The sequence below is a fragment of the Proteus penneri genome (assembly GCF_022369495.1).
Lineage (GTDB): Bacteria > Pseudomonadota > Gammaproteobacteria > Enterobacterales > Enterobacteriaceae > Proteus > Proteus penneri.
On record NZ_CP059690.1, the window covers coordinates 575,228 to 589,767 of the forward strand.

The window sequence follows — 14,540 nt, forward strand, 5'->3', positions numbered from 1 at the left end:
GTCAAAATGACCTCATCTATTCTCCAGTTACGAATTTTACTTTAAATTTTACTTGGAGGTGTTATGCGTCTGGATAAATTAACCAATAAATTCCAGCAAGCTCTCGCAGACGCCCAGTCATTGGCACTTGGGAACGATAATCAATTTATAGAACCCATACATTTACTGAGTGCGTTATTTAATCAACAAGGTGGCTCAATTCGCCCTTTATTAACATCTGTAGGTGTTAATGCATCGCAATTTAATGAGCGAATTAATGATGCTTTATCTCGATTACCTAAAGTCGAAGGTGCTGGTGGAGAGGTTCATCCCTCAAATGATTTAATTAAACACCTTAATTTGTGCGATAAGTTGGCACAGAAAAAAGGTGACGAATTTATTTCGTCAGAGCTCTTTCTTTTAGCTGCCATGGAAACGGGTGGTCAAGTTGCTGACATGCTAAAAGCGGCCGGAGCGAATAAAGCGACTCTTGAGATAGCGATTGAAAAAATACGTGGTGGAGAAACAGTGAACGATCAAAATGCAGAAGACCAACGTCAGGCATTGAAAAAATATACTGTGGATTTAACGGAAAGAGCAGAACAAGGCAAACTCGATCCTGTTATTGGTCGTGATGAAGAAATAAGAAGAACCATTCAAGTTTTACAACGTCGTACTAAAAACAACCCTGTACTTATTGGTGAGCCGGGTGTAGGTAAAACGGCGATTGTTGAAGGTTTGGCTCAACGCATTGTTAATGGTGAAGTCCCTGAAGGTTTAAAGAATAAGCGCGTACTTTCCTTAGATATGGGCTCGTTATTAGCAGGTGCTAAATATCGTGGTGAGTTTGAAGAGCGTTTAAAAGCTGTTTTAAATGATTTATCTAAACAGGAAGGCAGTGTCATTCTGTTTATTGATGAATTACATACAATGGTTGGTGCAGGTAAAGCCGACGGTGCTATGGATGCGGGAAATATGCTAAAGCCTGCATTAGCTCGTGGTGAATTACACTGTGTGGGGGCAACAACACTTGACGAATATCGTCAATACATTGAAAAAGATGCTGCATTAGAGCGTCGTTTCCAAAAAGTGTATGTGGCTGAGCCTACAGTTGAAGATACTATTGCTATTTTACGTGGTCTAAAAGAACGTTATGAACTTCATCATCATGTTCAAATTACAGACCCAGCTATCGTTGCAGCTGCGACTTTATCTCATCGCTATATTTCTGACCGTATGTTGCCAGATAAAGCAATTGATTTAATTGATGAAGCGGGTGCAAGCCTACGTATGCAGATGGATTCAAAACCAGAAGCACTAGATAGACTTGATAGACGTATCATTCAGCTCAAACTTGAACAACAGGCACTGCAAAAAGAGTCTGATGATGCAAGTAAAAAACGTTTAGAGATGCTAAATGAAGAACTTGCTGAGAAAGAGAAAGAGTATTCTGTTTTAGAAGAAGAGTGGAAAGCTGAAAAAGCAGAGCTTACTGGCACTCAACATATTAAATCTGAATTAGAGCAGGCTCGTATTGCTTTAGAGCAGGCTCGTCGTAGTGGTGATTTAGCGAAAATGTCGGAGATCCAATATGGACAAATCCCGACATTAGAAAAACAGCTTGCTGAAGCAAATAAAGCTGAAGATAAGCATATGAAGCTGTTACGTAATAAAGTCACTGATGCTGAAATCGCTGAAATTTTAGCGCGTTGGACAGGTATTCCTGTATCTAGAATGTTAGAAGGGGAACGTGAAAAACTGCTCAGAATGGAACAAGAGCTACATAGACGTGTTATTGGTCAGGCTGAGGCTGTAAGTGCAGTATCAAATGCGATCCGCCGTAGTCGTGCTGGGTTGTCTGATCCTAATCGCCCAATTGGTTCGTTCCTATTTTTAGGACCAACAGGGGTGGGTAAAACAGAATTATGTAAAGCATTAGCAAACTTCTTGTTTGATAGTGATGATGCAATGGTTCGTATCGACATGTCTGAGTTTATGGAAAAACACTCCGTTTCTCGTTTAGTGGGTGCGCCTCCAGGATATGTTGGTTACGAAGAAGGTGGATATTTAACAGAAGCAGTTCGTCGTCGTCCTTATTCAGTCATCTTATTAGATGAAGTTGAAAAAGCGCATCCAGACGTATTTAATATCTTATTGCAAGTATTGGATGATGGTCGTTTAACGGATGGACAAGGTAGAACAGTCGACTTTCGTAATACAGTTGTGATTATGACATCGAACTTGGGCTCTGATTTAATTCAAGAACGTTTCGGGACAATTGATTATCCAGAAATGAAAACTATTGTGATGGATGTTGTTGGCCATCATTTCAGACCAGAGTTTATCAACCGTATTGATGAAGTTGTGGTATTCCATCCATTAGGCAAAGAAAACATTGCAGCGATTGCACAAATTCAGTTGCGTCGTTTATACCAGCGTTTAGAAGAGCGTGGTTATCACGTTACTATTACTGGGGCTGCATTAGAGAAATTGAGCGAAGTTGGATTCGACCCAATTTATGGTGCTCGTCCATTGAAACGGGCTATCCAGCAAGAGGTTGAAAACCCATTAGCTCAAGACATCTTGTCTGGTAAATTATTACCAGGTAAAGAGATTATCTTAGATTTGGACAATAATAAGATAATTGCAAAACAGTAATAGAGCATCCTCTCTATAGTAATAAGAGATGTCGTGAAACTGAAAAGAGGCTTATTTAAGCCTCTTTTTTATGCTCTTAATTTATAAATGAAGATTTAACCGTTAAATCGCTAAGAATCACAGATAAAATTGAAACTTTTTTAAACAAACGATGTCTATTTTTTATACCAATATGGGGTGTTTGCTTATAAAGCATTCGCTTGGTAAGTTTTTTTAAAAAAACACTTGCGCTAATCCGAGATCTCCCTATAATGCGCATCCACTGACTGGCGATGAGCAAACAACAAGCCACGCAGGACGGTGAAGAGAAAAGAAAAAAGTTTGAAAAAACTCTTGACTCTTCAGAGGAATAGCGTAATATACGCCTCCTCGCAACAACGCAGAAGACCGGAAACGGCAGCGAAGGTTGCACTGCTCTTTAACAAATTATCAGACAATCTGTGTGGGCACTCGCAGAGACGATATCTTCTAAAATATTAGATGTATCAAGTCTTGAAGAGTGAACAACAAAAGTAAATTCATTTATGAATAGCTAAGTTTTCGATTTCTTTGAGCATCAAACACTTTTAATTGAAGAGTTTGATCATGGCTCAGATTGAACGCTGGCGGCAGGCCTAACACATGCAAGTCGAGCGGTAACAGAAGAAAGCTTGCTTTCTTGCTGACGAGCGGCGGACGGGTGAGTAATGTATGGGGATCTGCCCGATAGAGGGGGATAACTACTGGAAACGGTGGCTAATACCGCATGACGTCTACGGACCAAAGCAGGGGCTCTTCGGACCTTGCGCTATCGGATGAACCCATATGGGATTAGCTAGTAGGTGAGGTAAAGGCTCACCTAGGCGACGATCTCTAGCTGGTCTGAGAGGATGATCAGCCACACTGGGACTGAGACACGGCCCAGACTCCTACGGGAGGCAGCAGTGGGGAATATTGCACAATGGGCGCAAGCCTGATGCAGCCATGCCGCGTGTATGAAGAAGGCCTTAGGGTTGTAAAGTACTTTCAGCGGGGAGGAAGGTGATAAAGTTAATACCTTTGTCAATTGACGTTACCCGCAGAAGAAGCACCGGCTAACTCCGTGCCAGCAGCCGCGGTAATACGGAGGGTGCAAGCGTTAATCGGAATTACTGGGCGTAAAGCGCACGCAGGCGGTCAATTAAGTCAGATGTGAAAGCCCCGAGCTTAACTTGGGAATTGCATCTGAAACTGGTTGGCTAGAGTCTTGTAGAGGGGGGTAGAATTCCATGTGTAGCGGTGAAATGCGTAGAGATGTGGAGGAATACCGGTGGCGAAGGCGGCCCCCTGGACAAAGACTGACGCTCAGGTGCGAAAGCGTGGGGAGCAAACAGGATTAGATACCCTGGTAGTCCACGCTGTAAACGATGTCGATTTAGAGGTTGTGGTCTTGAACCGTGGCTTCTGGAGCTAACGCGTTAAATCGACCGCCTGGGGAGTACGGCCGCAAGGTTAAAACTCAAATGAATTGACGGGGGCCCGCACAAGCGGTGGAGCATGTGGTTTAATTCGATGCAACGCGAAGAACCTTACCTACTCTTGACATCCAGCGGATCCTTTAGAGATAGAGGAGTGCCTTCGGGAACGCTGAGACAGGTGCTGCATGGCTGTCGTCAGCTCGTGTTGTGAAATGTTGGGTTAAGTCCCGCAACGAGCGCAACCCTTATCCTTTGTTGCCAGCGCGTCATGGCGGGAACTCAAAGGAGACTGCCGGTGATAAACCGGAGGAAGGTGGGGATGACGTCAAGTCATCATGGCCCTTACGAGTAGGGCTACACACGTGCTACAATGGCAGATACAAAGAGAAGCGACCTCGCGAGAGCAAGCGGAACTCATAAAGTCTGTCGTAGTCCGGATTGAGTCTGCAACTCGACTCCATGAAGTCGGAATCGCTAGTAATCGTAGATCAGAATGCTACGGTGAATACGTTCCCGGGCCTTGTACACACCGCCCGTCACACCATGGGAGTGGGTTGCAAAAGAAGTAGGTAGCTTAACCTTCGGGAGGCGCTTACCACTTTGTGATTCATGACTGGGGTGAAGTCGTAACAAGGTAACCGTAGGGGAACCTGCGGTTGGATCACCTCCTTACCTAAGAGATACGTGTTATGTGCAGTGCTCACACAGATTGTCTGATGAAGAACGAGCAGAAATACCGGTATAGGCTTGTAGCTCAGGTGGTTAGAGCGCACCCCTGATAAGGGTGAGGTCGGTGGTTCAAGTCCACTCAGGCCTACCAAATCGTATTGATACTGCGTTGTGAACTCACTCGTTTACTGTAAGTAAACTTCGTGACTCCACGCCTTGTCTCACTACGATTAGCTCAATTCTTAATTAAAGGAACATTTCCGATAAGAAAGAAAGCTGAGTAACAAAAACGGTATTAAGAATGCATTATGGGGCTATAGCTCAGCTGGGAGAGCGCCTGCCTTGCACGCAGGAGGTCAGCGGTTCGATCCCGCTTAGCTCCACCATAATCTCTTGAATATAAACTAATAATTCAGAGTATATTAGCAATAGTATACTGCGAATTATTTTGCTCTTTAACAATCTGGAACAAGCTGAAAAATTGAAAACAAATCAATATATCACCGAGGTATATTGATGAGTCTCTCAAAATCTCAAACTTTGAATGTGTTTTTCGACATCAAAGTGGGATGAGCGAGCAATTTACAGTTCGAGGCGGCCAGCGCACAGCCAGCGCAACATACATAAGTATGTGAGCATGGCGAGCACTGCCCAACGACGAAATGTAATCTGCGCAGCCATCACCACCCAGATGTCTTCAAGAAAAGACACCTTCGGGTTGTGAGGTTAAGCGAATAAGCGTACACGGTGGATGCCTAGGCAATCAGAGGCGATGAAGGACGTGCTAATCTGCGATAAGCGTCGGTAAGGTGATATGAACCGTTATACCCGACGATTTCCGAATGGGGAAACCCAATATCCAATGGATATTATCCTGACATGAATACATAGTGTTAGGAAGCGAACCGGGAGAACTGAAACATCTCAGTACCCCGAGGAAAAGAAATCAACCGAGATTCCCCTAGTAGCGGCGAGCGAACGGGGAACAGCCCAGAGTCTTAATCAATAGCAGCATCAGGAGAACGGTCTGGAAAGTCCGGCAGTAAAGGGTGATAGCCCCGTATCCGAAGATGCTGTTATTGTGAACTCGACGAGTAGGGCGGGACACGTGTTATCCTGTCTGAATATGGGGGGACCATCCTCCAAGGCTAAATACTCCTGATTGACCGATAGTGAACCAGTACCGTGAGGGAAAGGCGAAAAGAACCCCGGCGAGGGGAGTGAAAAAGAACCTGAAACCGTGTACGTACAAGCAGTAGGAGCCTCTTTATGGGGTGACTGCGTACCTTTTGTATAATGGGTCAGCGACTTATATTCTGTAGCAAGGTTAACCGTATAGGGGAGCCGTAGGGAAACCGAGTCTTAACTGGGCGAATGAGTTGCAGGGTATAGACCCGAAACCCGGTGATCTATCCATGGGCAGGTTGAAGGTTGGGTAACACTAACTGGAGGACCGAACCGACTAATGTTGAAAAATTAGCGGATGACTTGTGGATGGGGGTGAAAGGCCAATCAAACCGGGAGATAGCTGGTTCTCCCCGAAAGCTATTTAGGTAGCGCCTCGTGAACTCATCTTCGGGGGTAGAGCACTGTTTCGACTAGGGGGTCATCCCGACTTACCAACTCGATGCAAACTGCGAATACCGAAGAATGTTATCACGGGAGACACACGGCGGGTGCTAACGTCCGTCGTGAAGAGGGAAACAACCCAGACCGCCAGCTAAGGTCCCAAAGTCATGGTTAAGTGGGAAACGAAGTGGGAAGGCTCAGACAGCCAGGATGTTGGCTTAGAAGCAGCCATCATTTAAAGAAAGCGTAATAGCTCACTGGTCGAGTCGGCCCGCGCGGAAGATGTAACGGGGCTAAACCATGCACCGAAGCTGCGGCAGCGAACGTATCACTTAAATTTGTTTGTGATGAACCGATTGACGGAACGAAGTGACGTCAATGCGTCCATCAAAGTCGAGGCGAAAGCGAGATTAAGCGAATTTAAGGATACGTTCGTTGGGTAGGGGAGCGTTCTGTAAGCCTGCGAAGGTGTACTGTGAGGTATGCTGGAGGTATCAGAAGTGCGAATGCTGACATAAGTAACGATAATGCGGGTGAAAAACCCGCACGCCGGAAGACCAAGGGTTCCTGTCCAACGTTAATCGGGGCAGGGTGAGTCGACCCCTAAGGCGAGGCTGAAAAGCGTAGTCGATGGGAAACGGGTTAATATTCCCGTACTGGTGGTAACTGCGATGGGGGAACGGAGAAGGCTAGGTTGTCCGGGCGACGGTCGTCCCGGTTCAAGCATGTAGGCAGAGTGATTAGGCAAATCCGGTCACTTAATGCTGAGGTGTGATGACGAGCCACTAAGGTGGTGAAGCAATTGATGCCCTGCTTCCAGGAAAAGCCTCTAAGCTTCAGGTTACCAACAATCGTACCCCAAACCGACACAGGTGGTCAGGTAGAGAATACTCAGGCGCTTGAGAGAACTCGGGTGAAGGAACTAGGCAAAATGGTGCCGTAACTTCGGGAGAAGGCACGCTGGCGGTAAGTGAAGTCCCTTGCGGACGGAGCCGAAGCCAGTCGAAGATACCAGCTGGCTGCAACTGTTTATTAAAACACAGCACTGTGCAAACACGAAAGTGGACGTATACGGTGTGACGCCTGCCCGGTGCTGGAAGGTTAATTGATGGGGTTATCCTTAGGGAGAAGCTCTTGATCGAAGCCCCAGTAAACGGCGGCCGTAACTATAACGGTCCTAAGGTAGCGAAATTCCTTGTCGGGTAAGTTCCGACCTGCACGAATGGCGTAATGATGGCCAGGCTGTCTCCACCCGAGACTCAGTGAAATTGAACTCGCTGTGAAGATGCAGTGTACCCGCGGCAAGACGGAAAGACCCCGTGAACCTTTACTATAGCTTGACACTGAACATTGAGCCTTGATGTGTAGGATAGGTGGGAGACTATGAAGTGTGGACGCCAGTCTGCATGGAGTCAACCTTGAAATACCACCCTTTAACGTTTGATGTTCTAACCTAGGCCCATAATCTGGGTCGGGGACCGTGTCTGGTGGGTAGTTTGACTGGGGCGGTCTCCTCCTAAAGAGTAACGGAGGAGCACGAAGGTTGGCTAAGCATGGTCGGACATCATGCGGTTAGTGCAAAGGCATAAGCCAGCTTGACTGTGAGAGTGACGGCTCGAGCAGGTACGAAAGTAGGTCTTAGTGATCCGGTGGTTCTGAATGGAAGGGCCATCGCTCAACGGATAAAAGGTACTCCGGGGATAACAGGCTGATACCGCCCAAGAGTTCATATCGACGGCGGTGTTTGGCACCTCGATGTCGGCTCATCACATCCTGGGGCTGAAGTAGGTCCCAAGGGTATGGCTGTTCGCCATTTAAAGTGGTACGCGAGCTGGGTTTAGAACGTCGTGAGACAGTTCGGTCCCTATCTGCCGTGGGCGTTGGAAGATTGAGAGGGGTTGCTCCTAGTACGAGAGGACCGGAGTGAACGCACCACTGGTGTTCGGGTTGTCATGCCAATGGCATTGCCCGGTAGCTAAGTGCGGAAGAGATAACCGCTGAAAGCATCTAAGCGGGAAACTTGCCTCAAGATGAGTCTTCCCTGTCACCTTGAGTGACCTAAAGGAACGTTTAAGACTAAGACGTTGATAGGCTGGGTGTGTAAGCGTAGCGATACGTTGAGCTAACCAGTACTAATGAACCGTGAGGCTTAACCTGACAACACCAAAGGTGTTTTGTCTGAGAGACAAAGATTAATGAAGTAAGCTTGTTTAAGATTGAATATTGCTGGCGACTGACCGAAAGGAAAGAAGCGGGTAATAAAATCGACCAGTTTGTCTGGAACAAACTGGAACAGTGCGGAGCACTGGCCCCAATGGGGTGAGTCTCAGGAAGAGACGAATAATTAAAGAATTTGAAGAATTCTGCTTGGCGGCCATAGCGCAGCGGTCCCACCTGATCCCATGCCGAACTCAGAAGTGAAACGTTGTAGCGCCGATGGTAGTGTGGGGTCTCCCCATGTGAGAGTAGGGAACTGCCAGGCATTAATTAAGACGAGAAAGCCAACCCAATGGGTTGGCTTTTTTGCGTTTTGGGGTTTTTAAACAGATCAATAAAACAAATCCACATTCAAGGTTTGATATTTTTAATCATTACTCTTGGACTTATAACCCATAATGTTTCGATATTAATATTATATTGCTGACTCATCATATCTTAAAGGAATACAGAATAGTTGTTCTATTATGAATACTATTTTGTGTTACTTTAATTGCTGATAAAGCAATGAACCCGCTACTGCCCCAGCAACATCGTAAGCAAAATCATGCCAGCTCCAACCAGTACCTTCAGGACGACTATCATAAAGCTCTTTTGCTACCCCTAAACTAATCGAAAACGAGAGCCCAATTAATAATCCCTCTCTATGACCATATTTTTGATGATCTGTATACGCATTTGCTCCCGCAGAGGCTGCCATAGAAAATAAGAAATGTTGAGCTTTATCTTTGCCTTGCCAATTATCATTGGCAAAATGAAATGATGTGCACCCATTTAAAGTCATTATTGATAATAAAATAATCAGAGAGCAATATTTGAGCTTTAATTTCATAAAAAATAAAAGCCTTTTCATTGATAAGAGTGTTTTTAATATAGAAGATTATTAAAGATAAAGGTTGATTTGAGAAAACAATATTATTAAACAAAAAAGCCTTGCTGTAATTTAGCAAGGCTTATCGAATGAAGCATTGGTTAAAGTATACGGCTAATTAATCTATCAACACGAATACGTCGTAACCGCTTGATTAATTTTTTCACTTTAAGTGGGTAAAGCTTAATACTTTCTAGCTCTTGGTAGTGTTTTACAATACGTGTTTTTTGGCGAATACAATCTAGCTCTTTATGCCGTTGTTCATGCAATTCATGTTTAGGATCATGAATTAATATCGCATTTTCTAAATCTAATCCCCATGCTCGTGGGTTAAGATTATTACCTGTAATCAATTGCCAATTATCATCAACCCACATACCTTTTAAGTGATAGGTATTATCACCGTCTTTCCAGAGCCTTACTGTTAATTGGTCATTATCAATAAACCGCTGGAAACGCTGGGTAAATTTACGCAGATTGATCTCATAGAGATAAGGTAGGGCTCCAATAATTTTAAACGGCTCTTCAGGTGGAATATAAAAGTCATTTGCCGTTTTATCACCAATAATAATTTCGACTTGTTTGCCATTTCTTAATAAATGGCTGATTTGACGAACAAGGATCGCTGGTAAATTAAAATAAGGTGTGCAAATAACTAATTTTTCTTCTGTAGAAGCCATTAGGTGAGAAATGGTCTTATTTAAGATATTTTTCTTACCTAAACCTACTAAAGGCGTGACGGCTAATTCATGATTAGAAGCATTGGTTTTAATATCATAGCCATCACGCGTGCGTAAATTAAAACGAAATTGACGTATGCAATTTTTTATTTCAGCACAACGAACTCTATCTTTGATATCAAGACGTTGAATAGCTTCAGATTGCAGAAGATCGTCCACAATAAACTGTTTCATTGTGGTTGCTAATTCACTATTTTGAATAATATGATATCGGTCATAGCGATATTTATCTAGCTTATGCAAATACACATTATTAATGCTTGCACCACTATAAATAACCGTATCATCAAAGATAAAGCCTTTAAGGTGTAATACACCTAGCGCTTCACGAGTATTAACAGGTATCCCATAAATAGGGAGCTCTATATCAGGATGCTGTTGTGCAACATGGTAATACCAATCTGCATTTGTCGCATCAGCAGAGACACCAATTCGCCCACGTTGAGCTCTGTGCCAGTCAACAATAACGGTAATGGATAATTCAGGACGTTGTTGTTTTGCGGTGTAAAGCGCATCAAGGATCTCTTCACCGGCCTCATCGTGCTCTAGGTAAAGAGCTGTAATAAAGATCTCTTTTTGGGCTTGAGCAATATATTTCAATAAGGTGCTGCGAAACGCGGATGTTTGATAAAGCGTTTCAACATCAGCAACTGACTGAGCTAATTTAGGCAGTTGTGCAAGGTGTTGTTGATGCTTAGCAAGTTTTAGTTTAGACAACATCACAGTGCTTAATTCTCTTGTTTATGATGGCAGATGGAGCCATCGTCCATGTGGATTTTCTTTAACCGATCTACTGATCATAACATTAGTTATATGGGATGTACGCATAAAATCATCATATATAGCTAATTTATCAAAGGATGCGTGAACAATCACATAAAGAAACTTTCTTTTATGATTATAGCATTAGGCTATTTTTTGATGGTTCAAGCTGCAAATCAAGATTGACTATTCCTTCATCAAATTGTACTTCAACAGAAAACCCTAGTTTTTTTGCTAAACTTATCATGTTGCGATTTTCAGGCATGGTTATTGCGGTTAAACGTTTAATGCCATGTTCTCTAGTATAGTTAATAAGTTTAGTCATAAGTTGATGGCCTAAGGTATTTCCTTTTAAATCAGAACGTACAAGGATAGCAAATTCTGCATGTTGATTATCTGGATCTGCCATTGCGCGGGCAACACCAATGATTTCAGGTTGATCTTCAGGATTTCGGATTGCGACAAAAGCCATTTCTCGATCGTAATCAATTTGCGTCATATTCGCGAGATCGTCATGAGTAAATTCACTTATCTCACTAAAATAACGATAGTAAAGATCTTCTTTTGTCACTTGATTAATAAACGTTTTTAGTAGAGGTTCGTCCTCAGGCAAAATAGGGCGAATAAAACAAGGATTGCTATCTCTTAAATAAAATGTTTCTTCTAATTCATTAGGATAAGGGCGGATAGAGAGCCTTTGGTGAGGATCACCTTGCAGTGGAGCTAACTCCATTGCAACATCTAATAGTGTAAAATCATTACCAGAAGCCAGTAATGGGTGAATATCTAGCCTAACTATTTGTGGACAATCTAAAAGTAGGTGAGAAACCTGTACCAAAAAATGGCTTAAACTTAAGATATTTAGAGGCTGTAAAGCACTTCTTGGCTGTATCTTTCCGCTTTTTATTGCATTAATAACCAGATAGCGAGCAAGCGCCATATTAAGAGGTGGCAAAGCAACTGCGGCTTTCGTTTCTATTTGCCACTCAACTCCCCCTTCACCTAATACAATTAATGGGCCAAAAATCGGATCTTGCTCTATTGCGACTCGTAGTTCTTGAGAGCCTGCTCGATTTGCCATACTTTGCACTAATAAACCCTGAATTTGAGCCTCAGGGTAGAGTTCGGTTACTCGTTCAATAATGGCATGGGCCGCTGATGAAACTTCAGTGCTGTCACGTAGGTAAAGCATGACACCTTGTACTTCAGATTTATGAGGAATATCAGGAGAACGTAATTTTAGTGCAACGGGATAGCCAATTTTTTCCGCTATATTTACAGCTTCTTGTGCATTATGAGCAATCCAAGTAGGAAGTGTATTAAAACCGTAAGCGTCCATAATGGGCTGAACTTGGTGTGTATCTAATCGATATTGCTTATTTTTTAATGCTTCTTCAATGCAACGATGTGCTTGTTGCGTATTCATTTTGACATCTAAAGGTAATGCTGGCGTTTCTTTTAATTGTTTCTGATTTCGACGATATTCCACCATATGCATAAATGCGGTGACGGCACCTTCGGGTGTTCGGTAGGTTGGAATTCCTGCTTCACTAAATAATTTACGCGATTGCTGAGATGAATATTCTCCACCCCAGTTAGTAAAAACGGTGAGCCATTTTCGTCTAGGATGCTGATTAATTGCTGCTATGACGCGTTGTGCTGTTTCAATACTAGGTGCAATAGCACTTGGGGTATGAATAAGTAATAAAGCGTCATGATCATGACTATCTAATAAGCAATTGAGCGTTGCAATATAGCGATCAACGGTTGTATCATCACCTAAGTTTAGTGGGTTACGAATGCTATTTTCTTCTTGAATAACCATTTGTAGTTTTTGCGTTGTTTCATCTGTCAGTTTCGCCAGCTTGCCTGAATGCAAAAATAACTCATCTATCGCCATGGCCGCAGGCGCAGAGCCATTGCTCATAATCATCAATCTTTCGCCTTTTAAAGGCGTCATATAGCTAAGTGTTTCAACGGCAGAAAACATTTCATGGGTATCTTGTACTCGTAATAACCCCGCACGTTGAAAAGCAGCATCATAAGCGACGTCATAACTCGGTGTATCGCCTAATAACAGTTGAGCTTTTTGAGTACGACCGCTTTTTATCACCAAAATCGGTTTGTTACGCGAAGCACTACGAGATGCCGACATAAAACGTCGTGCATCTTTGATATGTTCGAGGTGCAATAAAATAGCGCTGGTTTTACTGTCTCTTGCTAGAAAATCTAATAAATCATCAACTTGGATATCTTGGTTATCACCTAACGCAATAAAATAGGAAAAACCAATATTACGATAATAAGCCCAATCTAAAATCGTATTGGCGACAGCCGCTGATTGAGAAATAAACGCCAACTTTCCTTTTTTAACTGGCAGAGGTGAAAAGCTGGCATTTAAACCTTGCCACGGCGCTAAAAGCCCCAAGCTATTTGGGCCAAGTAAGCGGATGTGATATTGCTGGCAAAGTAATTTTATTGGTTGAAATTGTTCAGGTTGTGCGGAAAGCACAATAACGGCTTTACAACCTGATTCACCTAATTGTTTTAGTAGCTCAAGGTTGCGGTGATGATGTGTACAAATAATCGCGAGATCAGGGATCTGAGGTAATTTATCAATAGAAGGATAAGTAAAAACACCAGAAACAGAGCCACGAGAGGGATTAATCGGAAATACTGGGCCATTAAACCCGCCGCTGAGCAGGTTTCTCATCATTGTTGTTCCTGCTCGACCCAATTTTTCAGAGGCACCGATCACTGCAATAGATTTAGGACGTAATAATGCTTCAAGACCTCGTTGGCTCATATTCGCTCCAGCGTTTCATTATCAACTGCTATTCAATGTAGCTGATTTGCTCTTCTTTTGCCTGACTTCGGTCTGGTTTTCCAAGTAAATATTGTTGACGAAAGTAACTAAAATGAGAAAAAAGTTGTTGTGAAGCTTGAATATCGCCGACATTCTCTAAAATAGAAGCCGCAACTTCTGCAGTACAATGTTGATCCTCTCTTGCTGCTTGGCGAAGTACATAGTCACATTTGCTGGCTTCGTTTAAAGAGAAGATGGGCAGAGCATCAAGATAGGGGCTTTTGCGAAACATTTTTCGTGCTTCACTCCAAGTACCATCAAGAAGGATAAATAAAGGTGGTTTGCTATTTGCAGGGAGTTGGTTGTATACAATACGTTCTTTTGATGCATAGCTTTCAGGGAAGACAACATAAGCTTGCCTTTCTGGTGTATTGATTAGATCAAGCAAGGCCTGTTCTGGAGTCGTTCGGGACCATAAAAAAGCCTGTGTGTCTGGTAATACATCGGCAATTAATTTCCCCGTATTACTTGGCTTCATCACTTCAGTATCATACATCAATAAACAGAATTGACTTTTTGCTGGTTGATTGACAATCGTATCACAAAGACACTGTTTTTCTGGTAATAAGCAAAAAGTGCAACGTTTTGTACGAAAACCTCGCGCTTTAAAAGGACGAGTTGAAATTGAAAGTCGATATTGACGAAGTCGAGAGACTGCATTGTCACGCATAACAGATTGACCAATACTGATAAAAAAGAATCGAATATTATCATGATACCCAAAGGTCTACTATCAGTTGTTTTTTTTATGAAAGTTAATTTATAGGATGGTA

At 43.1% G+C, this 14,540-nt stretch carries 5 protein-coding genes, 2 tRNA genes and 3 rRNA genes; 6 read left to right on the forward strand and 4 right to left on the reverse strand.

Features of this window, described 5'->3' with window-relative positions; translation table 11 throughout:
* The first annotated feature begins 63 nt into the window (after window positions 1–63).
* The 6 genes from clpB (at window position 64) to rrf (ending at window position 8,793) form a co-directional block, all read left to right on the forward strand.
* On the forward strand, window positions 64–2,637 hold the full coding sequence (clpB, locus tag H1225_RS02500; protein WP_109848495.1) for an ATP-dependent chaperone ClpB: 2,574 nt from the start codon (window positions 64–66) through the stop codon (window positions 2,635–2,637).
* A gap of 567 nt (window positions 2,638–3,204) precedes the next feature.
* Window positions 3,205–4,745, forward strand: a 16S ribosomal RNA gene (locus tag H1225_RS02505).
* A 71-nt stretch (window positions 4,746–4,816) separates the two neighbouring features.
* A tRNA-Ile gene (locus H1225_RS02510) sits at window positions 4,817–4,893 on the forward strand.
* Window positions 4,894–5,052: 159 nt separating this feature from the next.
* Window positions 5,053–5,128 (forward strand) — tRNA-Ala (locus H1225_RS02515).
* A gap of 338 nt (window positions 5,129–5,466) precedes the next feature.
* A 23S ribosomal RNA gene (locus H1225_RS02520) occupies window positions 5,467–8,468 on the forward strand.
* Window positions 8,469–8,677: 209 nt separating this feature from the next.
* Window positions 8,678–8,793 (forward strand): 5S ribosomal RNA (gene rrf, locus H1225_RS02525).
* Together the 16S, 23S and 5S rRNA genes with 2 tRNA genes alongside form the textbook arrangement of a ribosomal RNA operon.
* Window positions 8,794–9,012: 219 nt before the next feature.
* Here the strand turns inward: rrf and H1225_RS02530 are convergent.
* The 4 genes from H1225_RS02530 to H1225_RS02545 all read right to left on the reverse strand — a co-directional run bounded on the left by H1225_RS02530 (window position 9,013) and on the right by H1225_RS02545 (window position 14,437).
* A complete protein-coding gene (locus tag H1225_RS02530) occupies window positions 9,013–9,360 on the reverse strand; it encodes a YfiM family lipoprotein (RefSeq protein WP_072062976.1) in 348 nt (115 codons plus the stop codon).
* Window positions 9,361–9,500: 140 nt separating this feature from the next.
* Window positions 9,501–10,859, reverse strand: coding sequence for a CDP-diacylglycerol--serine O-phosphatidyltransferase (gene pssA, locus H1225_RS02535; RefSeq protein ID WP_109400636.1), 1,359 nt, complete (start codon window positions 10,857–10,859; stop codon window positions 9,501–9,503).
* A 178-nt stretch (window positions 10,860–11,037) separates the two neighbouring features.
* Window positions 11,038–13,707, reverse strand: a complete 2,670-nt coding sequence (locus H1225_RS02540; protein ID WP_239739420.1) for a bifunctional acetate--CoA ligase family protein/GNAT family N-acetyltransferase — start codon at window positions 13,705–13,707, stop codon at window positions 11,038–11,040.
* Between the two features lie 28 nt (window positions 13,708–13,735).
* Window positions 13,736–14,437 (reverse strand): tRNA-uridine aminocarboxypropyltransferase, encoded by a 702-nt coding sequence (locus H1225_RS02545; RefSeq protein WP_115065152.1) that lies wholly within the window; start codon window positions 14,435–14,437, stop codon window positions 13,736–13,738.
* Window positions 14,438–14,540 lie beyond the last annotated feature (103 nt).

What these genes read in the sequence shown, in the direction of transcription:
- clpB (WP_109848495.1), top strand. Translation starts at nt 64, where the DNA reads ATGCGTCTGGATAAATTAACCAATAAATTCCAGCAAGCTCTCGCAGAC.
- H1225_RS02530 (WP_072062976.1), bottom strand. Translation starts at nt 9,360, where the DNA reads ATGAAATTAAAGCTCAAATATTGCTCTCTGATTATTTTATTATCAATA.
- pssA (WP_109400636.1), bottom strand. Translation starts at nt 10,859, where the DNA reads ATGTTGTCTAAACTAAAACTTGCTAAGCATCAACAACACCTTGCACAA.
- H1225_RS02540 (WP_239739420.1), bottom strand. Translation starts at nt 13,707, where the DNA reads ATGAGCCAACGAGGTCTTGAAGCATTATTACGTCCTAAATCTATTGCA.
- H1225_RS02545 (WP_115065152.1), bottom strand. Translation starts at nt 14,437, where the DNA reads ATGCGTGACAATGCAGTCTCTCGACTTCGTCAATATCGACTTTCAATT.